The 21,058-nt window shown below is 67.6% G+C and carries 19 protein-coding genes; 14 read left to right on the plus strand and 5 right to left on the minus strand.

The annotated features are described in order from the left end of the window. Window positions 1-42: 42 nt before the first annotated feature. Window positions 43-264, minus strand: coding sequence for a DUF2399 domain-containing protein (locus BM150_RS24980; protein ID WP_092929635.1), 222 nt, complete (start codon window positions 262-264; stop codon window positions 43-45). A gap of 425 nt (window positions 265-689) precedes the next feature. Between BM150_RS24980 and BM150_RS24590 the strand changes: the two genes are divergently transcribed. Together BM150_RS24590 and BM150_RS22000 are read left to right on the plus strand one after the other, a co-directional pair. Next, window positions 690-1,289 carry a hypothetical protein gene (locus BM150_RS24590; RefSeq protein ID WP_217641842.1) on the plus strand — a complete coding sequence of 200 codons (600 nt, stop codon included), beginning with the start codon at window positions 690-692 and terminating at the stop codon, window positions 1,287-1,289. 9 nt (window positions 1,290-1,298) lie between these two features. Continuing rightward, a complete protein-coding gene (locus tag BM150_RS22000; RefSeq protein WP_245755674.1) occupies window positions 1,299-2,159 on the plus strand; it encodes a hypothetical protein in 861 nt (286 codons plus the stop codon). Between the two features lie 314 nt (window positions 2,160-2,473). On the opposite strand, the gene BM150_RS22005 is transcribed toward BM150_RS22000, so the two are convergent. Beyond that, a complete protein-coding gene (locus tag BM150_RS22005; RefSeq protein ID WP_092929639.1) occupies window positions 2,474-4,732 on the minus strand; it encodes a (Fe-S)-binding protein in 2,259 nt (752 codons plus the stop codon). A gap of 518 nt (window positions 4,733-5,250) precedes the next feature. On the opposite strand from BM150_RS22005, the gene BM150_RS22010 reads away from it, so the two are divergent. The 3 genes from BM150_RS22010 to BM150_RS22020 all read left to right on the plus strand — a co-directional run bounded on the left by BM150_RS22010 (window position 5,251) and on the right by BM150_RS22020 (window position 6,777). Further along, a complete protein-coding gene (locus BM150_RS22010; RefSeq protein WP_092929641.1) occupies window positions 5,251-5,754 on the plus strand; it encodes a DUF1707 domain-containing protein in 504 nt (167 codons plus the stop codon). Window positions 5,755-5,869: 115 nt separating this feature from the next. After that, window positions 5,870-6,193: a DMT family transporter gene (locus BM150_RS22015; protein WP_092929643.1), complete on the plus strand. Its 324-nt coding sequence runs from the start codon at window positions 5,870-5,872 to the stop codon at window positions 6,191-6,193. After that, complete coding sequence (locus BM150_RS22020) at window positions 6,190-6,777, plus strand: TetR/AcrR family transcriptional regulator (RefSeq protein WP_092929645.1); 588 nt, start codon at window positions 6,190-6,192, stop codon at window positions 6,775-6,777. The genes BM150_RS22015 and BM150_RS22020 overlap by 4 nt, the downstream gene beginning before the upstream one ends. 98 nt (window positions 6,778-6,875) lie before the next feature. Here the strand turns inward: BM150_RS22020 and hisG are convergent, their stop codons facing one another. Beyond that, window positions 6,876-7,742, minus strand: a complete 867-nt coding sequence (gene hisG, locus BM150_RS22025) for an ATP phosphoribosyltransferase (RefSeq protein ID WP_092929647.1) — start codon at window positions 7,740-7,742, stop codon at window positions 6,876-6,878. A gap of 277 nt (window positions 7,743-8,019) precedes the next feature. Here hisG and BM150_RS22030 point away from each other — a divergent pair, with 277 nt between their 5' ends. The 5 genes from BM150_RS22030 (at window position 8,020) to BM150_RS22050 (ending at window position 13,719) form a co-directional block, all read left to right on the plus strand. Continuing rightward, complete coding sequence (locus BM150_RS22030; protein WP_217641844.1) at window positions 8,020-8,802, plus strand: DUF4097 family beta strand repeat-containing protein; 783 nt, start codon at window positions 8,020-8,022, stop codon at window positions 8,800-8,802. A 506-nt stretch (window positions 8,803-9,308) separates the two neighbouring features. Continuing rightward, a complete protein-coding gene (gene dnaK, locus BM150_RS22035) occupies window positions 9,309-11,177 on the plus strand; it encodes a molecular chaperone DnaK (RefSeq protein ID WP_092929649.1) in 1,869 nt (622 codons plus the stop codon). 80 nt (window positions 11,178-11,257) lie between these two features. Next, window positions 11,258-11,923 carry a nucleotide exchange factor GrpE gene (gene grpE / locus BM150_RS22040; RefSeq protein ID WP_092929731.1) on the plus strand — a complete coding sequence of 222 codons (666 nt, stop codon included), beginning with the start codon at window positions 11,258-11,260 and terminating at the stop codon, window positions 11,921-11,923. A 138-nt stretch (window positions 11,924-12,061) separates the two neighbouring features. Next, entirely contained in the window at window positions 12,062-13,258 is a 1,197-nt protein-coding gene (gene dnaJ / locus BM150_RS22045; protein ID WP_092929733.1) for a molecular chaperone DnaJ, read from the plus strand. Continuing rightward, window positions 13,255-13,719, plus strand: coding sequence for a heat shock protein transcriptional repressor HspR (locus BM150_RS22050; RefSeq protein ID WP_092929651.1), 465 nt, complete (start codon window positions 13,255-13,257; stop codon window positions 13,717-13,719). Before dnaJ ends, BM150_RS22050 begins: the two co-directional genes overlap by 4 nt. A gap of 67 nt (window positions 13,720-13,786) precedes the next feature. Here the strand turns inward: BM150_RS22050 and BM150_RS22055 are convergent, their stop codons facing one another. Continuing rightward, complete coding sequence (locus BM150_RS22055; RefSeq protein ID WP_175496973.1) at window positions 13,787-14,551, minus strand: YwqG family protein; 765 nt, start codon at window positions 14,549-14,551, stop codon at window positions 13,787-13,789. Window positions 14,552-14,629: 78 nt separating this feature from the next. Continuing rightward, on the minus strand, window positions 14,630-15,811 hold the full coding sequence (locus BM150_RS22060; protein ID WP_092929655.1) for a globin domain-containing protein: 1,182 nt from the start codon (window positions 15,809-15,811) through the stop codon (window positions 14,630-14,632). Window positions 15,812-16,051: 240 nt separating this feature from the next. On the opposite strand from BM150_RS22060, the gene BM150_RS22065 reads away from it, so the two are divergent. The 4 genes from BM150_RS22065 (at window position 16,052) to BM150_RS22080 (ending at window position 21,045) form a co-directional block, all read left to right on the plus strand. Further along, window positions 16,052-16,939, plus strand: a complete 888-nt coding sequence (locus tag BM150_RS22065; protein WP_245755676.1) for a pyridoxamine 5'-phosphate oxidase family protein — start codon at window positions 16,052-16,054, stop codon at window positions 16,937-16,939. Window positions 16,940-17,156: 217 nt separating this feature from the next. Next, on the plus strand, window positions 17,157-17,654 hold the full coding sequence (locus tag BM150_RS22070) for a MarR family winged helix-turn-helix transcriptional regulator (protein ID WP_245755677.1): 498 nt from the start codon (window positions 17,157-17,159) through the stop codon (window positions 17,652-17,654). Window positions 17,655-17,827: 173 nt separating this feature from the next. After that, window positions 17,828-18,337, plus strand: coding sequence for a MarR family winged helix-turn-helix transcriptional regulator (locus tag BM150_RS22075; RefSeq protein ID WP_092929659.1), 510 nt, complete (start codon window positions 17,828-17,830; stop codon window positions 18,335-18,337). Further along, window positions 18,334-21,045: an MFS transporter gene (locus BM150_RS22080; RefSeq protein ID WP_092929661.1), complete on the plus strand. Its 2,712-nt coding sequence runs from the start codon at window positions 18,334-18,336 to the stop codon at window positions 21,043-21,045. The genes BM150_RS22075 and BM150_RS22080 overlap by 4 nt, the downstream gene beginning before the upstream one ends. Window positions 21,046-21,058 lie beyond the last annotated feature (13 nt).

The following is a 21,058-nucleotide window of genomic DNA, read 5'->3' on the forward strand; positions in this document are numbered from 1 at the left end:
CTGCCGCGAGCGGTCGACGGTGTGGGGTATCGCGACGATCTTTCACCCCATCGGGGAGGGCGGCAGCGACGCGGCTTTTCCCGCCAGCTCGTCCAGCAACGTCTCGGCCACCCGCTCCTCGGGGACGGCCACCCCGTGCTCCCGCACGGCCGCCGCGAGCTCGGGGTCCCACAGGGTCTCCGGCACGGATCCGGTGTCCGGTCCACCGCGTCGTGATCCGGACCGCTGGAACCGCCTCGGGGAGCGGTCACCCGGCGCCACCATGGGAGACGCTACCGACACCTCCGGTGCTCGTGGTCGATTTCTCGCGAAATGTGCGGCACGCCGGGCCGCGCGACCGGTGCGTCCGATGCTCGTAAGTGGCTCCCGAGGCGACAGCGAGACTGTTTTTCGTCGGCGCCGCCAGCATACGATTCGGCGTTCTTCTTACACGATCAGTGAATAGCGGTGGTGCTGTTTCGCACGGCAATCTGGAGCAGCTCTGTCGAACGGGCGGAGTTTCCCGACCGGCGACGAGATTCCAACCGTGTGCTGTCCTTCCCGGCGATTCGTGTTTCGGAGGATCGAACATGCACCACGAACGACGTCCACTCCCGCGGCGAACATCCGGCGTGTCCACTGCGCCTCGGCGGTGGAGCACCGTACTGGTCTCGACGGTCGCTCTCACCGGTTTGCTCACGTCTCCGGCGATGGCGGCCGTACCGTCACCAACCGTCGAGCGGACACCGGATGCGGCTCCGGTGCCCGGTTCGACGGCGAACAGCACCGACGAGCCCGACCTTCCTCCGAAGGTCATCAAAACGAAGCTCCAGCAGGCGATCGATCCCGAGGCCGTGCCCGCCGTCGCACCACGCGATGTCGGGGCGAGTTCGCCGAGATCCGGTGCGAAGGCCGAAACGCTCGCGGCCGGGGATGGCGCTCCCGCCGAGACGCCTGCCGGGTGTAATCCAGTGGCCGACTCCGACAATCCGCACGTTTCGGGGAACCGTTCCGATGTATCAGCTCACGCGTGGTGGTACCAGGGCGACTGCGACAACGACAGGGCAACGGTCACCGCGTGTCTTTACGAGTGGTATACCGATCACACGTGGCGACGGAAGGCGTGCAACACCAACGATAACCAGAAACCAGGTCGTAGTAGTAGCAGGTGGCTCAACGTCCGCGAACGCTGCGACTCCTTCGCGAGAACCTCGTGGCGTGCTCACGTTGACGTCGACGTGAACTGGGAAGTCGACAATCCCGGGGTCTCCACCAAGCAGGCCGATGTGGACTGTCGAGTCCATGACTGAGGGAGCCGATTGACTGACAGCGGTGAAGAACCGAGTCCCGGAGTGGCACCCGACAGCCGCGGTCCGGTGGGAACCGTGTTCGTCGCGCTGTACGGCGAGCTCGAACCGCACCCTTGGCGGGAGCCCGACGCGGAGCAGGATCTCTACGCCTTGTTCCACGCCAGGTCAAAAGCCATGGGGTGGCTGGACGATGTCGGTACGAGTGCCCGGAAGACCGCCACCGGGCAGCTCACGGATGTGAGACAGGTCGGAGCCACGGGCCTGTGGGGCATGAACGATGCCGGACTCGAGCACCCGCTCTCCGACCCCGAGGTGCCGCTGGCCGCGTGGGTCCAGGTGGGGGTGCGACCGCTGACCGAAGAACGACCGATACCTGTGCAGCCCTTCCTGCGCTGCGTCGGTGACGCGGTGGCACGGATCGGGACGCTGCGGCTGCGAGCGGTACAGCTGCTGCTGCCAGTTCAATGTCTCGATCCAGCCGCTTCCCGGATGCCGCCCTCGCTGTTCACCGCCGACTGGTTCCTGAGCGGTGCTCCGCGAACCGGTCTTCCGGTGCGGGTCACGCTGGACAGCGGGCAGGAGCCCTACCTGCCCGAGGCCGTGTCCGGGATCCGGGAGCGGATCAACCGACAGAACCAGGAAGTGTTCGTGTGTCGGACGCACTCACCTGAGGGTCACGAGCCGTTGGCCTTGCGGCCTCCGTTCGGGGATCACCTCTGGAACGGGCCGTCGCTGCACCGGACGACCTTCCACGGCACCCTCGCCGAGTGGTCGCTGGACGCCCTGGGCTGGCTCGGTGGTTTCCTGGCGGATCTCAGTGCCTGCCAGGGCGTCGACACCCCGCTGGTGCTCACCGCCGTTCCGGAGTGACCGAGCTGTCGATTTCTCGCGAAATCGCCGCGCGGGTGGTGCGGAGTGGTTCGGCCGACCTCGGGGCGGCGTCGATTTCTCGCGAAATGTACGTGGGGAGGGGCGGTGCTGCTCCGCCGAACGGTGTCGGACGGCACAGGGGCCGCGCGGTACGGGACCGGAGAGGAAGCGGAGCCGGGCACAAAGCGGGGCCGGACTCCCGAATGGGAATCCGGCCCCGTTCGTCGAACGAAAGCCTCTGGCCGGGAACTCGGGTGGCCGGGAACTCGGGCCCGCGCGGGGAACGCCACCCCGTGAGGGGACTACGGCCTCGGTCAGCCGCTGGACTCGGCGCTCGCCGCGACGCCGTCCGAGTCCTGGGCCCCGTCACCGCCGGAACCGTCACCGTCGGTGCCGCGCTTGACCGACTGCAGCAGCAGCTGCGCCACGTCGACGACCTCGACGTTCTCCGAGGCCACCTGCTCGTTCTGCCGCGTGGTCATCCCGTCGGTGAGCATGACCTTGCAGAACGGGCAGCCGGTGGCGACCTTCGACGACGCGGTGCCCAGTGCCTCGTCCACCCGGTCGAGGTTGATCCGCTTGCCGGTGCGCTCCTCCATCCACATCCGGGCGCCGCCCGCGCCGCAGCACATCGCGCGGTCGGCGTGGCGGGGCATCTCGCGGAACGAGGCGCCCGAGGCGTTGACCAGGTCACGCGGCGGTTCGTAGACCTTGTTGTGCCTGCCGATGTAGCACGGGTCGTGGTAGGTGACGTCCTCGGTGACCGGGGCCACCGGGACCAGCCGCTTCTCCCGCACCAGCCGGTTGAGCAGCTGCGTGTGGTGCACCACCTCGTAGTTGCCGCCCAGCTGGCCGTACTCGTTGGCCAGGCTGTTGAAGCAGTGCGCGCAGGTCGCGACGATCTTGCGCTTGCCGGGCTCGCGGTTCTCGAACACCGAGTTCAGCGTTTCCACGTTCTGCTCGGCCAGCGTCTGGAACAGGAACTCGTTGCCCGCGCGGCGCGCCGGGTCACCGGTGCAGCCCTCGTCCGGGCCGAGCACGGTGTACTTCACGCCCGCGATGTGCAGTAGTTCGGCGACCGCCTGCGTGGTCTTCTTCGCGCGGTCCTCGAACGCGCCCGCGCAACCGACCCAGAACAGGTACTCGACGTCCTCTTCGAGTTCACCGTCGAAGACCGGGACCTCGAAGTCGAGGTCCTTGGCCCAGGCCAGCCGGTCCTTGTTGTTCTGGCCCCACGGGTTGCCCTTGTTCTCCAGGTTCTTGAACATCCCGCCCAGCTCGGTGGGGAAGTTCGACTCGATCATCACCTGGTAACGCCGCATGTCGACGATGTGGTCGACGTGCTCGATGTCCACCGGGCACTGCTCGACGCAGGCGCCGCAGCTGGTGCAGGCCCACAGCACCTCGGGGTCGATGATCCCGGCTTCCTCGGGGCCGCCCACCAGCGGTTTCTCCGACTCGGCCAGCGCGAGGGCGTCGATCTTGCCCAGTCGCTCGTCCGCGTCGTCACCGGTGATGCCTGCCTCCTCACCGGTCATGGGGTTCTTCTTGCCGCCCTCCAGCAGGTAGGGCGCCTTGGCGTAGGCGTGGTCGCGCAGGCTGGTGATCAGCATCTTCGGCGACAGCGGCTTGGCCGTGTTCCAAGCCGGGCACTGCGACTGGCAACGCCCGCACTCGGTGCAGGTGGTGAAGTCCAGCCAGCCCTTCCAGGAAAAGTCCTCCACCTGACCGGCACCGAAGGTGTCGCTGTCCGGTTCGGCCTCCTCGAAGTCGATCGGGGCGCCGTTGCTCATCATCGGCTTCAGCGCGCCCAGCGCGGTGCGCTCGGGATCGCGCTTGAAGTAGATGTTGAAGAACGCGGTGAACCGGTGCCAGGCCACGCCCATGGTGATGTTCGAGGCGATGACGATGACCCAGATCATCGCCGAGAGGATCTTGAACGCGGCGAACAGCGAGACCGCGAACGCGCTGGCGGGCAGTATGCTGCCCAGCGCGAAGCTCACCGGTGCCGACCACACCGGGGCGTGGAACAGGTCGGAGGAGACCTTGAACGAGCGCAGGCCCATGATGCCCACGCCTTCCAGCACCACCACGGCTTCGACGAAGTAGGCCTGCCAGAAGTTGGAGCCCGCGAACCGGGAGACCCTGCCCGCGCGGCGCGGGTGGTTGAGCTGGCGTATGGCGCTGAGCCAGATGCCGCCGAGGATGGTGGTCACGCCCAGGATCTCGACGATCAGGTTCCAGGGGCCGAACGATCCCAGCCACGGGATCTCGAACGGGGCGTGGAAGACTTCGCCGTAGGCGACCAGCACGCTCAGGCTGAGTCCGCCGAAGCCCAGCATGACGAACCAGTGGGCCACTCCCACGTGGCTCCACTTGAGCATCCTGGTGTGCCCGAGGACTTCCTTGAGCATGTTGGAGAATCGGGTGCCGAACGGCCCCTTGCGGTTCGGATCCGGTTGTCCGAGCCGGATGGATCGCACCATCCGTCGAACGGTCCTGACCACCATGACCACCGCGACCGCGGTCACGGCAAGACAGATCAGGCCCAGGACGAGCTGCAGGGCTACCATGCTCGTGGCCTCCTGTTCGCGGGTTTGGACGCTGAGCTTAGCCTCTATTACTCGCCGGTAACCATAGGGGCGTCGCTCGTGGTGGGAACAGTCGGTGATTGTGCGAGACGGCGACACGAAAGACTAGCCGGGCGTGGGGTCGTCCGCCTGCCGTCAGCGCGGAATCCGGGGAAGCGTAACAGAACGCTACGCTGTGCTGTTCGCGCTGCGCAGCGCGGGTATGTCTGATTCTTTGCCGCTCCTCGGGGGCGTGCCGATCGAGGCCGCGGGGGCGGCGCGACGGCGTTGTCGAGCCCGGATGGATCGAGGTCATGGCGGGTGCGATTTTCGCCACTCTCGTGGCCTGAAGCCGACTTTGATCGATCCAGTCGGAACCATCGCGGTGCGGTCCGGTGTCGCCGTTGTGGTGAAACGGTCCCGGCGTGACCGGTACTTCGGTATCCTTTTCGGATACCGCGCCGGGGCGTGAACATCGCGCCGCGTGGTGAGACCTCGGGAACGGCCAGTCGGGAGGCGTGATGTCCGGCCCAGCAGCGAGTGGCCCGGATGCGAGCGGCCCGAACGAACGGGAAGTGCGCGCCTCGGACGCCGAGCGGGAGGCGGTCGCCGAGCGGCTGCGCCTCGCGATGAACGAGGGCAGGCTCGACATATCCGAGTTCGACGAACGGGTCGGGCAGGCATACGCCGCGGTGACCCGCGCCGAGCTGGAACCGCTGACGCGGGATCTTCCGATCCCCTCCGAACCCGCCCGACAGACGCGCTCGGCAGCCCCGGAAGCCGAGGAGGAGGGCGAGCGACCGGTCGAGCGGAAACGCGGGCGGCCGCGGAGCCGGAGCGCCGAGTGGCGGGACTGGGCGGGGACCTCCTTCGTGCTCGTCGGTATCTGGCTGATCACCTCGATCGCGTCCGGTGGCCCCAACTTCTTCTGGCCGATCTTCCCGATGGGCATCTGGGCCGTGATCCTGCTGTCCTCGATGATCTTCGGCTCCGGCGAGGACGAGCGCGGTGGTCGGCAGCGCTGAGCGGACACATCGACACTCCGGATCGGCGGCGGTACATTAAAGAAGTAGTACAGTCGTTCAAATTTCGGACGGTTCGCGGTAGCCGCGACGATCCGTACTGGAGTTCGGAGGTCAGTTGGCCTACATCGTGTTGGTGGCGGCGATCCTGTCGGAAGTGATCGGCACCATATCGCTGCGGTTCGTCGACGGGCTGAGCAGGCCGCTTCCCCTGGTGCTGGTGGTGCTCGGGTACGGCTCCGCGTTCGTGGCGCTGGCGAACGTGCTCAAGATGGGCATCCCCGTCGGGGTCGCCTACGCCATCTGGTCGGCAGCGGGAGTGGCACTCGTGGTGCTGATCGGTGCGTTGTTCCTGAACGAGACCATGACCCTGACCCAGATCGCGGGGATCCTGCTGATCATCGGTGGTGTGGTCGCGCTGGAGGCGGGAGGCGCGCATTGACCCACGACGGCAATCCGACCGAGCACTCCGACGGGCGTCGCGCCAAGGGGGAACGCAGACGCAGGGCCATCATCGACGCCACCCTGCGCGTGATCGAACGGGACGGCATCGCGGGAGTCAGCCACCGCAACATCGCGCGGGAGGCGGCCGTGCCGCCGGCTTCGGTCGTCTACTACTTCGAGAGCATCGACGGGGTGCTGATCGCGGCCCTGCTGGAGAGCTGCGAGACGATGATCGCCGAGCTGCGCGAACTCGCCGAACAAGTGGTCGACGACCCCGAAGGGTGGGTCACCGCCACCGCCGAGATGCTCTCCCGCATGGTCCGGGAGCAGCGCGGCCGGACACTGGCCGAGTACGAGCTCTACCTGCTCGCCGCGCGCAGGCCCGCGCTGCGCCCGGCCGCCCGCCGCTGGATCGAGGTGGCCACCGGATACGTGCACGACACCGGAACGAGCGACACCGGCGCGGTACGCGCGCTGCCCGCCGCCATCGACGGGCTGCTGATGCAGGCCCTGATCGCCGAGGAACCGCCCGGTCCCGAGGAGTTCCGCCCGGTGCTGGCCCACCTGGTCTCCGAGCGTTGACGGTCACTGTCACCACTCAACGGAGGACGCCCCTGGATGAGAACCGAGGAGGCCCGCCACGGCGGCGAAACCCCGCGAACCGAGTCGACGAAGTCGGCTCAGAGCCTGCAGGCTTCCAGCCGCGTCACCAGGATCTCGGTGGCCCCCACCTCGGCGAGCTTGTCCATCACGTCCTGCACGTCCGCCCTGGGCACCATCGCCCGTACCGCTACCCAGCCGGGCTCGGTGAGACTGGAGATGGTGGGAGACTCCTTGCCCGGCGTGATCGCCGTCGCCGTCTCCAGTGCCGAATCCGGACAGTTGTAGTCCATCACCACGTAGGAACGGGCGTCGAGCACACCCCGCAGCCGCTGCCCCAGCACCTCGACGGCGTGCTCGCGCTCCTCACCGAGGGAGGCACCCGCGCCGCGAACGAGCACGGCCTGCGAGCGCAGGATCGGTTCGCCGAGGGTGGTCAGCCCCGCAGCGCGCAGCGAGGAGCCCGTCTCGACCACGTCGGCGATCGCCTCGGCCAGCCCGAGCTCCACGGCGGTCTCCACGGCACCGTCCAGTTCGACCGGCTCGATGCGGATGCCGTGCCGTGCCGCCGCCTGTTCGGCGAGTTTCGGGAACGAGGTGGCCACCCGCTTACCGTCCAGCTCGGGAACCGAGGTGATCGGACCGTCGTTGGCGACCGCGAAGTAGAACCGGGAGCTGCCGAAGCCGAGCCGCAGCAGTTCGGTGGTGCTCTCCGCCGTGCCCGCGCCCGCCAGCAGGTCCTGCCCGGTGATACCGACGTCGAGCACCCCGGCGCCCACGTTGCGCGCGATGTCGCTGGCCCGCCAGAAGATGAATCGCACGTTGTTGCCCCTGTCCTCGGCGAACAGGGCGCGATGCTCGCGATGAAGCCGGTAGCCCGCCTCCTCGAGTAGCTGGGTGGTCGGACCGTGCAGCGATCCCTTGTTCGGGACGGCGACGCGCAACATCAGGCATCCTCAATACGGCGTATGGCCTCCGGGAACGATTCTAATGGTTGCCTCTCGAACGGGGTTCCGGCGCACCCCGCCCCACGGGCTCCGCTGTCCGTCCGAGTCCGGAATCGCTCCGGGCTCGGACGGGTGGGTGCCCCGGATTCGCACTTTCGGAGTCTCCGGGACCGTTCCGGGTAAATCACCGATACCGTGCCGCCGCCGTCGGCGGTAACTTGACCTCGTCGGGTGACCGGGCAAGCCCCCTGAGATCCAATCTCTCGAGATCGGAGTGATGACGATGCGCACGGGACTCGCGGTGGGTGGCGCCGTGCTGGTCCTGCTGGGTGGAGCCGTGCTCGCCTGGGGAGGGCCTTCGGACACCCGGACCGGTTCGCCCTCCGGGGTGTCGGCCGTGGAGCTGCGTTCGGGCCCGGACGCGGTGGAGATCAGCTACGAGGCCGGTGCCGAACCGAGGGTCCGCGAGGAACGCGACGGCTGGTGGGGCGGCTGGGGGCGGAGCTCCGAGACGAACTACCGGGTCGAGGACGGCAGGCTCGTGCTCGACACCGATTGCGGCTGGGGCTGTGACGTCGAGTACGAGGTGACGCTGCCCCGACGCGTTCCGGTGACCGGCGGACTCGGTTCCGGTTCGCTGGAGGTCACCGGGATGTCCGCCACCGACGTGCGCGTGGGTTCGGGGGCGCTGGAGCTGCGCGGCATCGACGGGAAGGTGCGTGCCGAGACCGGCTCCGGTGGTATCGAGCTCACCGACATCGGCGGCCCGCTCAACGTCTCGACCGGCAGCGGCCGGATAGAGGGGGAGGGCATCGACTCCGCCGACGTCACGACGCGGACCAGCTCGGGCGGGATCTCGCTGGAGCTGTCCGATCCGCGTTCGGTGCGTGCCGACACCGGCTCCGGGAGCATCGAGCTCACCGTCCCCGCGAACGGCTACAGCGTCCGTGCCGACACCGGCAGCGGTTCCACCGACATCGAGGTGCCCCGGGACGCCGACGCCGAGCGCTCGCTGCGGTTGTCCACGGGCAGCGGCTCCATCGAGGTCGAGAGCTCCTGAGCGAGCCGACTCGCCGTAACCCCACTCGCTCCTTGCCGGAGGGACTGTTTCTTCCTGGGGGCGCTCGTTCTTCCCGGAGCGCCCGCGTGTTCTCGGGGGCCGACCGCGTGCTCCCGGGAAGCGATTGCCCGCCCCGGTAGCCGGGAATTCCCCGGACGCGGCCGGTCCGGTGCGGTCCCCTCGACGCCGCGGGCAGGCGAGTGCCCGTCGGCCCGTCCGGCGCCGGCTCGTCGACTCGTCGGAAACGCGGGAGCGCGCCCGGTGTTCCTGCCGCCCCGGATGCGGGGCCGCCACGAGAGCCGCCCCGGCGACACGAATCACACCCTTCGCGACGGGGTCATCGGGAACACTCGTGGCTGGTCACGCGTTGTCCGGGCAGGAACCTTGAGCCGCTACGACTCAAAGCCGGTTTGACGGATCGGATTCGGTTCGAGTACTACTTGAGTCAGTAGGGCTCAGGAGTTATAAGTCCTAAGCAGAGAACCAATACGCTGGAGGAGACTTCAATGGGGCGAGCGGTCGGTATCGACCTCGGGACGACAAACTCCGTCGTTTCCGTCCTGGAGGGCGGTGAGTCCACGGTCATCGCCAACTCCGAGGGTGCGCGCACGACGCCTTCGGTCGTCGCGTTCGCGAAGAACGGCGAGGTGCTCACGGGGCAGCCCGCCAAGAACCAGGCGGTGACCAACGTCGACCGCACCATCCGGTCGGTCAAGCGTCACATGGGCACCGACTGGAAGACCACCATCGATGACAAGGAGTACACCCCGCAGGAGATCAGCGCGCGTGTGCTGATGAAGCTCAAGCGGGACGCCGAGGCTTACCTCGGCGAGGACGTCACCGAGGCGGTCATCACCGTTCCGGCGTACTTCGAGGACGCCCAGCGGCAGGCCACCAAGGAAGCGGGCCAGATCGCCGGACTGGACGTGCTCCGCATCGTCAACGAGCCGACCGCGGCCGCGCTGGCCTACGGTCTGGACAAGGGCGAGAAGGAACAGCGCATCCTGGTCTTCGACCTCGGTGGCGGCACCTTCGACGTGTCCCTGCTCGAGATCGGCGAGGGCGTGGTCGAGGTCCGCGCCACCAGTGGTGACAACCACCTGGGCGGTGACGACTGGGACGAGCGCATCGTCGAGTGGCTGGTCGAGAAGTTCAAGAGCGCCAACGGCATCGACCTGACCAAGGACAAGATGGCGCTGCAGCGGATCAAGGAAGCCGCCGAGAAGGCCAAGATCGAGCTGTCCAGCTCCGCGCAGAGCAACATCAACCTGCCCTACATCACCGTCGACGCGGACAAGAACCCGCTGTTCCTCGACGAGACCCTGACCAGGGCCGAGTTCGAGCGGATCACCTCGGACCTGCTGGAGCGCACGCGCAAGCCGTTCGAGTCCGTGCTGCGTGACGCGGGCATCAAGGTCGGCGACATCGACCACGTGGTGCTGGTGGGTGGTTCCACCCGCATGCCCGCCGTCACCAACCTGGTCAAGGAGCTGACCGGCGGCCAGGAGCCGAACAAGGGCGTCAACCCGGACGAGGTCGTCGCGGTCGGCGCCGGGCTGCAGGCCGGTGTGCTGCGTGGCGACGTCAAGGACGTGCTGCTGCTCGACGTCACCCCGCTGTCCCTGGGCATCGAGACCAAGGGCGGCATCATGACCAAGCTGATCGAGCGCAACACCACCATCCCGACGAAGCGCTCGGAGACCTTCACCACCGCCGATGACAACCAGCCCTCGGTGCAGATCCAGGTCTTCCAGGGCGAGCGCGAGATGGCCGCGGAGAACAAGAAGCTCGGCATGTTCGAGCTGACCGGCCTGCCGCCCGCGCCGCGTGGCGTGCCGCAGATCGAGGTCACCTTCGACATCGACGCCAACGGCATCGTGCACGTCAACGCCAAGGACCAGGGCACCGGCAAGGAACAGTCGATGACCATCACCGGCGGCTCCGCGCTGCCGAAGGAGGACATCGACCAGATGGTCAAGGACGCCGAGGCCCACGCCGAGGAGGACAAGAAGAAGCGCGAGGAGGCCGAGACCCGCAACCAGGCGGAGTCGATGGTCCACCAGACCGAGAAGGTCCTCTCCGACAACGACGAGAAGCTGCCCGACGAGACCAAGCAGAAGGTCCGCGGTGCCATCGACGAGGTCAACGAGGCGCTGAAGGGCGAGGACTCCGACGCCATCAAGTCGGCGGTGGAGAAGCTGGCCACCGAGTCGCAGTCGCTGGGTCAGGCCCTCTACAGCGAGGGCGACGCGAGCGCCGCCGCCGGGGCCGCCGGTGACGAGGCCGGACAGGCCGCGGGCTCCTCCGAGTCCTCCGGCGCTGAGGACGTGGTGGACGCCGAGGTCGTCGACGACGAGGACGAGAAGAAGAAGTGACTCCGAACAAGCCAGAACAGGACCGGGGGCCGCAGCAGGCCTCCGGCGCACAGGACGAAGGCGAGCAGGAGCCCGTCGTGGTGCGGGACCGGCGCAGGATCGACCCGGAAACGGGTGATCTCCGGTCCTCGGACGACAACCAGTCGGATGCCGGTGAGGTGACCGACAGCATGTCCGGATCGTTGGACGACGAGCTGGCCAAGGTGGCGGCCGAGGCCGACGCGGTGGAGACCGCGGCGGAGGCCGAGGCGCCCACCTCGGACGCGGAGACCGAGCTGCGTCGGCAGGTGGAGGAACTCACCGCGGACGTCAAGCGTGTGCAGGCCGAGTACGCCAACTACCGCAAGCGCGTCGAGCGCGACCGGGACTCGGTGATCAACAACGCGAAGGCGTCCGTGGCGGAGTCCCTGCTCACCGTGCTGGACGATCTCGAGCGCGCCGAGTCGCACGGCGATCTCACCGGCCCGTTCAAGGCCGTCGCGGACAAGCTCAACGCCGCGCTGGCCGACGCCGGGCTGGAGGGCTTCGGCCAGGAGGGCGACGAGTTCGACCCGAGCGTGCACGAGGCGGTCCAGCACGAGACCTCCTCCGAGGTCTCCGGGCCCACGGTGACGACGGTGCTGCGCCGTGGTTACCGCTTCGGTGAGCGGGTGCTGCGCCCGGCGATGGTCGGAGTCACCGACTACGAGCCCGACGGGAACGGTGCCGAGCCGGAATCGCAGGGCGAGACATCCGAACAAGGCTGATTCACGAGACTGCTTAGGAACCGCCGTGTTCAGTAACCGTTACGGGCTCGCACCCGCGTTCTCGCGAGGAGGTTCACCGCTTTTCGGTGAACCGTCGTGGCGCACGTCAACGGATCGAGACGGAAGGAGGGGCGTCCGGTGAGTGCCAGGGAATGGCTGGACAAGGATTTCTACGCCGAACTGGGCGTCTCCTCCGACGCTTCGGCCGACGACATCAAGAAGGCGTACCGGAAACTGGCCAGGGAGAACCATCCCGACGCCAATCCGGGTGACACCAAGGCCGAGAACAAGTTCAAGGCCGTTTCCGAGGCCTACGGCGTGCTCTCCGATCCGGAGAAGCGCAAACAGTACGACGAGGCCCGCAGGCTGTTCGCCTCCGGAGGCGGCGGCCAGGGTGGCTTCGGCGGTTTCGGTGGCGGCTTCGGTGGCCAGCCCGGTGGTGCGGGTGGCCCCGGTTTCGACGTCGGTGACCTGTTCGGTGGCCCCGGTGGCCAGGCCGGTGGCGGGATCGGCGATCTGTTCGGTGGTCTGTTCGGCAACCGCAGAGGTGGCGCCGGCACGGCCAGCAGAGCGAGCAGAGGGTCCGATGTGGAGACCGAGGTCCGCATCGACTTCACCGAGGCGGTGAAGGGCGCGACCGTTCCGTTGCGCCTTTCCAGCCCCACCACGTGCTCCACCTGCCACGGTTCCGGTGCCCGGCCGGGCACCAGCCCGCGGAAGTGCTCGACCTGCTCGGGGCAGGGAGCGGTCACCCGCAATCAGGGCGCGTTCGCGTTCAGCGAGCCGTGCCCGGACTGCCGTGGTCGTGGCAGGGTCGTCGACAATCCCTGCCAGGAGTGCCGCGGCGAGGGTGTCAGCACCCGGACCAGGACGTTGACCGTGCGGATCCCGCAGGGCGTCTCCGACGGGCAGCGAATCCGGTTGGCACATCAGGGCGAGCCCGGCCGCAACGGTGGCAACTCGGGCGATCTCTACGTCGTCGTGCACGTCAATTCGCACCAGGTGTTCGGCCGGTCGGGACACGATCTCACGATCACCGTGCCGGTGACCTTCCCCGAACTGGCGTTGGGCGCTACGTTGACCGTGCCGACCCTGGAGAGCAAGGTGTCCGTGAAGGTGCCCGCGGGCACCAACAGTGGCCGTACCCTCCGGGTGCGCGGCAAGGGCATCGGCAGGAAGGACGGCAGCAGCGGGGATCTGCTGGTGACGTTGCAGGTAGCCGTTCCGAACAAGTTGGACGGCAAGGCCGCCGAGGCGTTGCGGTCCTACGCGGAGGCGACGGAGCAGCACGATCCCAGAGCCGAGCTGAACGAGCTGGTCCGGAGGGCGGAATGACCGCGCGTGAGTCTCCAGCGGAATCCGGCGGCATGGCCGGATTCCCGCCAGGTGCGTCCGAGGACACCCCGGTTTTCGTGATCTCCGTGGCAGCGGAGCTGTCCGGGCTGCACGCCCAGACCCTGCGCAGCTACGACCGGCTCGGTCTGGTTTCGCCGGGCCGGACCCCCGCGGGTGGTCGGCGTTACTCCGCGCGTGACATCGCGGTGCTCCGCGAGGTGCAGCGACTCTCCCAGGAGGAGGGCGTGAACCTCGCGGGCATCAAGCGCATCATCGAGCTGGAGAACCAGGTCGACGCGCTGCGCGACAAGATCAAGGAACTCTCCGAGGAGGTCGCCGCTGCCTACGCGGCCGCCGAGCAGGCGGCCGCGCGGGTGCACGCCTCCTACCGGCGTGACCTGGTGCCGGTGCGGCAGGAGACGGCGCTGGTGGTCTGGAAGCCGGAGCGGCGCCGTCGCTGACCGGCGACGACCTCCCGGCTGACGGTTTCGCGGCTCTCCTCGGTACGGTCATCGAGCCGCGAGGCCGTCAGGAGCACTGCATGAACACCTCGGTGCGGCTGAACTCGCCCGCTTTCAGCTCCTGCTCGCCGATGGTGAAGTACAGACTGCCCATGTCCCCCCAACACCAGTCCATCCGGTCGTCGGTATCCAGCTGGGCCAGTAGAAGGTCCTCGCCGGAAGGGGAGAACACGGAGCCCTGCACCAGGCTCGGCCAACCGCCGATCAAATGATCCTGCTGGTTGTCCGGACCGTGGATCTCCTCGTACGCGTCAACGTATTTCTCGCTCACTTCACCGCCATCCCGCTCGTCCTCGAACGGATCGGGAATGGTGAGGACGGTTTTTCCGTACAGCGCCCGTTCGCGGTGGCGCAGCACGCTCCTGGGGGGAGCGCTCCGTACCGCCGTTTCCGGGTCGGCGAGTACGACCCGACAGCTCTCGTATTCGCCCGCCGCCACCGAGTCCCCGGACAGCAGGTTCTCGATGTAGAACAGGTTGACCACTCCGTGGTGTGGTAGTGGTAGTTCGGGGTTGAGTGGTGCGATGGCGGTGAGGTCGAGGACGGCGAGTAGTTCGAGTGGTCTCGATTCGTGTTCCGGCCACGTGGTGTTCGGTGGTAGTAGTGCGTCGCCGCCGAAGCGGGAGACCCCCAGTGGTGCTCCCGCTTCGCTGTCGGTGCCGAGCGCGACGGAGGTGGCGGCCTTGGCCGTGATGCGTTCGGCCTCGGTGGTGCCCACGTGTTCGGTCAGGGTGTGGCGGACGTGCTCGCGTTGTTGTTCGATTCCGGACATGCGCGCACTCTCGCACCGACCACCGACAACGGATCGGTGGATCATCCGCCGCCGCGTTCTCGGGAGCTCCGCGAGTGCTCAGTCCAGAGTGAACGGATCGTAGTGGATCCGTTCCAGCGGAGTGCCCGCCACCATCATGCCGGAGACCGTGTTCCGGATCATTTCCGGCGAGCCGCTGACCAGTACGTCGTGATCCTGCCACGCGCCGTAGCGGGTCACGGCCTCCGCGAGCGTGCCGTGCTCGGCTCCCTGAGCGGAGGGATCGTTCTCCAGCACCGGGATCACCTTCAGCCACGGGTTGCTCATGGTGACCTGCCGCAGGTTGCGCAGCTCGTACAGGTCGTCCCGGGTTCTTCCCCCGTAGAACAGGTGGACCTCGGGGTTGTTGCCGTACTGCGCCAGGTCCTGGATGATCGATCGCATCGGTGCCAGCCCGGTGCCGCCCGCGAGCATCACCACGTCGCGCTCGGAGTCACGATCCACGCCGAGCCTGCCCATCGGGGAGCCCATGCGCCACTGGTCGCCGAGCTGGGCGTGTCCCACGATGGCGCGGCTCACCCAACCCGTCGGCACGGCACGTACGTGGAACTCCATCGTGCCGTCATCGGAGGGTGGGTTGGCCGGTGACAGGTAGCGCCACAGCCTGGGGCGCTGCGGCACCTCGACGCTGACGTACTGGCCCGGCTGATACGGCACGGGGTGTTCCGGTCTGATGCGCACCATGGCGACGTCCCAGCTCAGCCGTTCGTGCTGCACAACCTCGCCGTTGTACCAGGCGGGACCGTCGTCCTTGGAGGCCGCGTCGGTCATGGTCGTGGCCATCACCGCGTAGGCCTCGCCCCACGCCCGTTCCACGGCATCGTTCCAGGCGTCGCCCGCGTACTTCTTGATCGCTGCCAGCAGCGCGGTTCCCACCGCCTCGTAGTGCTCGGCGACGACGCCGAACTTGCGATGGTCCCTGCCGAGCTGCTGCAGGAACGGGGTGAGCTCGTCCGGCCGGTCCACCATCTGCACCACGTGCACCAGCGCACGCAGCAGCCTGCTCCGCTGCACCTCCATGTTCACCGGGAACAGTTCCCGGGTGGCGGGAGCCAGGCTGAACAGCATGCTGTAGAAGAACCGCGACACGTCCTCGGCTTGCGGTTCCACCACGGCCCAGCTGTCCCGGATCAGCCGAACCGTGTCGTTCACGTCGGTCGGGCGCTCGCGATCAGCTGAACCGCCGGGGCGCTCGGGGTGTAAAGCGGCGTTGGCTGTCATGGTTCGGGCGATTCTCTCCACATAGGCGGCCGTGTCGGTCCGGCACGGTGTCCGTATACCTGGTGTCCGTATACATGTCCCCCGACTGTCCGAAACTCTAACCCCTTTTTGGGCTTGTGTGACCCTTGATGCCACCTTCGAGTGGTTGTTTAATACTCATCGTCATGAGAGCTCACACACTCGTGTTCAATCAGTTTTTACCCACTTGCATCCATATCGCGGCGTGACACGGTGAGGCGCGTGATCGCGGACTGGTTACCTTCCCCCGAATCCCGCCGTCCCACCGGCATGGCGACGGCGGATCTGTTGGAGCTCGAACTCGCGGATTCGTCACCGAGCGTCTCCGATCGGACGCGCACCGAGTCGTCCTCCGGTGGGCGGAGCCGCTACGACGACGGCCCGACGCGTCCCCAACTGCGTCCCGTTCGCCCCTTTCAGTCCACTTCGGACTACACGGCCGAGTCGCGGCGGCCGGAGGATCCCTTCGCGCCGAACGAGCGGAGCGCCATGCCCGGCTCGGCGGGTGAGCACCTGCTGCAGAGCGCCTACGAGACCGAGCGCCGTGCCCACAAGTTCTACAACGACCAGGTGCTCGATCACCTCAACGAGCGGATGAAGGAGTTCATCGTCTCGATGAGCATGGCCTTCATCGCCACCGCGGACGGACACGGCGAGTGCGACTCCAGCCTCCGGGCAGGCCCCGAGGGATTCATCGAGGTGCTGGGGGACCGCCACGTGGCCTATCCCGAGTACCGGGGCAACGGAGTCATGGCGAGTCTGGGAAACATCAGCGAGAACCCGCACGTCGGTATCCTGCTGATCGATTTCGTCGACGAGCTGATCGGGCTGCACGTCAACGGCAAGGCCAGGATCCTGGAGGATTCCGACCTCAGAGCCATCCACCCCGGACTCCGCTCGGATTTCGAACGCGGCCGCAAACCGGAACGCTGGGTGGTCGTGCAGGTCGAGGAGGCCTACATCCACTGCCGCAAGCACATCCCGCGAATGGCTCCCGTGTCACGGGAACGCTCGTGGGGGACCGACGACGTCAAGCGCAAGGGCGGGGACTACTTCGCGGCGAAGGGAACGGCACGCCCCTGGCACGAAACGCAACCCCAGCACGACTGAGCACCGGGTGTCGGCCGGGTTCGCCCGGTGGCACTGGGTGCGCGGCGATTTCGTGGGAAATTGACGCCGCCGGGACCGTGCCGCCGCGCTGGGCGTCAACGCTGGGCGTCAATTTCTCGCGAAATGTACGAGGGTGCGATTCCGGTCGAAGGACCGCCTGCCCGCGCACGGTACGACACCGTCACACTGGGGACGTCGGCGATGGGAGGGCGAGCTCGTGACCGAGAACATTCCGGACGACGGGGCAGGCGAGGTGGCCTCCGAGTCGTGGGGTTCGGCAGGCACCGAGCGCGAACAGGCGGCTGCCGAGGTCGAGCGTGAACTCGCCATGATGTTCCGCCGTGCCCGCAAGATGTCGTTGGAGGTGGCCGCCGAGGTCCACCCCGAGCTCGACCCCGCCTCCTACAGCCTGTTGCTCATGGTCGCCGACGCGGGTTCCATGCGTGCCATCGAGATGGCCGAACGCATCGGTCTGGACAAGTCCACCGTCAGCAGGCAGATAGCCAACCTGGAGCGGTTGGATCTGCTGCGCCGCGCCCCCGACCCCCAGGACGGCAGGGCGAGGCTGATCCAGCTCTCCGAGTCCGGCAGGCAGCGACTGGACGGGGCGCGGCAACGTCGTTCCCGCCATTTGCGGGAGGACTTCGTGCAGTGGTCCACCGACGATCTGCACCAGTTCGCGAGGCTGCTCGGCAAGCTCAACGCGATGTACTGAGCGAGGTTCGTCGCCTCTCCGCATCGGGATGGTCGTTCGACCTCCCCTTCCGACGACTTCCGCGGTTCGGTCTTCCCGCTCGGGTGTGACCTGGCTCTCCGCTGTTCGTGATTAAGTTGCTTACTCAAACTAAGGATCCTTATGGTTGGTTGTACCAACCAAAGGAATGCTCGATGGGATCGCACTTCGAATCCTGCGAGCGGTTGCTGGAACCGCTCCGCAAGTTGCTGGGGATGAGGCAGCTCGCGCTGCAGCGGGCGCAGCACGGCAGCGAACTGAGCACGTCGGGGACCGGTCTGTTGTCCGAGCTGGTGCACGGCGGCGAGTCGAGAGCGTCCGATCTGGCGCACCACCGGGTCGTGGACACCTCCGTGGTGAGCAGACAGCTCGCTCAGCTCGAACAGGAGGGAATGATCGAGCGCAGACCCGATCCGACCGACCGCAGGGTCTCGTTGCTGCGAGCCACCGAGCGGGGGCGGGCCGCGCTCGAGGAGCGTGAGCGGCAGAAGGCGCGCTGGCTCAGTGAGGCGGTGCTCAACGACTGGGACGAGAGTCGGCTCACCGAACTGGACGAACTGCTCCGCGCCCTTTCGGACGACTTGCTGATCGCTTCCAGGCAGTTGCTCGCGACCCCGGAAGACCTCGTGACCCCGGAAGACACGGCCGAGGAAGGAAACCGATGACCACCTCGAACGTCGCGGGAGCCGGGGCGGGGCTCACTTCGTCCGGCGAGGCCGCCGCCGACCGGGCCCCAGCGCGGGACACCTCGTCCTCCGGCGCCGGTGACCAGGGAGGAGTCGGTGGGCCGATGACGCACCGCCAGGTGCTCAAGGCGCTGACCGGGCTGCTGCTGGCCCTGCTGGTGGCGATCCTGAGCTCCACGATCGTGTCCAACGCGCTTCCCAGGATCACCGCCGAGCTCAACGGCACGCAGGGCCAGTACACCTGGGTGGTCACGGCCATGCTGCTGACCTCCACGGCCACCACCCCGATCTGGGGCAAGCTCTCGGACCTGTTCAGCAAGAAACTGCTGTACCAGCTCTCGATAACCATCTTCACGATCGGTTCGGTGCTCGGCGGTTTCTCGCAGTCGATGGGGATGCTCATCGGTTTCCGCGCCATCCAGGGCATCGGTATGGGCGGGATGCAGGCGCTGATCCAGGTGGTGCTCGCCGCGATGGTCGCGCCGCGCGACCGCGGTCGCTACACCGGCTACATCGGTGCCACCTTCGCCGTGGCCACCACCAGCGGACCGCTGGTCGGTGGGCTCATCGTGGATTCGCCGCTCGGGTGGCGCTGGTGTTTCTGGGTGACAGCGCCGATCGCGGTGATCGCGTTCCTGGTGCTGGGACGAGTCCTGCGGTTGCCGGTGATCAAGCGCGATGTCTCCATCGACTGGTTCGGCGCGCTGTTCCTCGTCGGCGGGGTGAGCCTGCTGCTGGCGTGGGTGTCGTTGGCGGGCAAGCAGTTCGACTGGCTTTCCTGGGCCACGTTCGGGTTCGTGGCGGGCGGTGTGCTCGCCGTGATGCTCGCGGTGTTCGTGGAGACCAGGGTTCGCGAGCCGATCGTGCCGCTGGGAATGTTCCGCAATCCCACGGTCTCGCTGGCGATCGTCGCCATGGTCGCCGTCGGCACCGCCATGTTCGGTGGTGCGGTCTTCCTCGCGCAGTACTTCCAGCTCGGGCGCGGCTACACCCCCACCGAGGCAGGACTGATGACGTTGCCGATGGTGCTCGGCCTGTTCGTCTCCTCGACGGTGACCGGACAGATCATTTCCCGGGTCACCGGCAAGATCAAACCGTTCCTGATCGGTGGCAGCCTGGTGCTGACCCTGGGTATGGGGCTGCTGAGCACGATCGACTCGGACACGCCGCTGCCGCTCGTGGACGTCTACCTCGCCCTCATGGGGATCGGGGTCGGCGCCCTGATGCAGAACCTCGTGCTCGCGGTGCAGAACAGCGTCGACATCAAGGACATGGGTTCGGTCACCTCGGTGGTGACCTTCTTCCGCACCCTCGGCGGGTCCGCCGGGGTCTCGGTGCTCGGCGCCGTGCTGGGCAGCAGGGTCAGCGAGTACGCCCGGGAGGGGATGTCGGAACTGCCCGGACCGACCCCCTCACCGAGCGGTGGCAACGGCGGCGTCTCGCTGGACATCAACAGTCTGCCCGCCCCGATCGAGGCGATCCTGCACGACTCCTACGGCAGGGCCATCGGGGACCTGTTCCTGATCACAGCCTGCGTCTCGGTGGTGACGCTGCTCGCCGTGCTGTTCATTCGCGAGGTGCCGCTGCGTACCACCGTCGAGAAGCACGACCAGCCGGCGGATGGCGGTAAGCACCGGGCTGTGGAGAACTTGAGCAAATCTGTGGATAACTCGTCGAGTGGTGGTGACGGATCGGTGGCCGGTTCACCGAGTTCGGCGCAGCCGATCACCCGTGAAGGCCACATATCGGAGGCAGTGGAGCGCCCTGTGAACACATCGGTCGACCCTGTGGACAACTCTGTGGAAAGGCCTGTGGACAACGTTGGGGAGAACTCGACGGGTGGCAGGTCAGCCGCATTGTCGAACAACGGGTTCGGAGCGAACGGGCACGGCGCGAACGGCGCCAGTCTGGCCGGTTCGCTCTACCCGGACGACGGTGCTCCCACCGTGCACGGCGTGGTCCGGGAGCCGGGTGGGGTCCCTCTCTCGAGGGTAGTGCTCACGCTCACCGACTCGGTGGGAAATCAGGTCGATCGCACCCACTCGGATGATCAGGGGAACTATCGGGTGAAACCCGCCGGTGGCGGCACCTATGTGCTGATCGCCGCGGCTGACGACTACCAGCCCGCGGCGGCCATGGTCGCGGTGTCCGGGCGCACGGTGCGCCACGACGTCGAACTCACCGGTGGTGGCGGACTGTCCGGCATGGTCCACAGTGGTCCGGTACCCGTGCCGGACGCCACGGTGGTGCTCACCGACGTGCGCGGCTCCGTGGTGGCCGCCGCGCGCACGGGCGGTGGAGGCGGCTACGAGTTCAACGATCTGGTCGGCGGTTCCTACGCCCTGACCGTCACCGCCGAGGGGTACCAGCCCACCAGCACCGAGGTGGCACTGCCCGAGGGCCAACGCGCCACGCTGGACGTGTCGCTGGAGTCGGGTGCCGAGGTGCGCGGTGTGATCCGCTCGGCCCGGCTCGGGCACGCCGTGCCGGAGGCCCAGGTGACCCTGCTGGACGCCTCGGGCGGGGTGGTCGCTGCCACGGTTACCGGTCCGGACGGGGAGTACCGGTTCACCGACCTCTCGCACGGGGACTACACCGTGATCGCCACCGGTTACGCGCCGACCGCGAACAACCTCAGCGTGCGGGACGAGCACGTCGAGCACGACATCGCCCTCGGTCTGGAGTAGGGGGCGGGCCGGC

It is taken from the genome of Actinopolyspora alba (assembly GCF_900112765.1).
Lineage (GTDB): Bacteria > Actinomycetota > Actinomycetes > Mycobacteriales > Pseudonocardiaceae > Actinopolyspora > Actinopolyspora alba.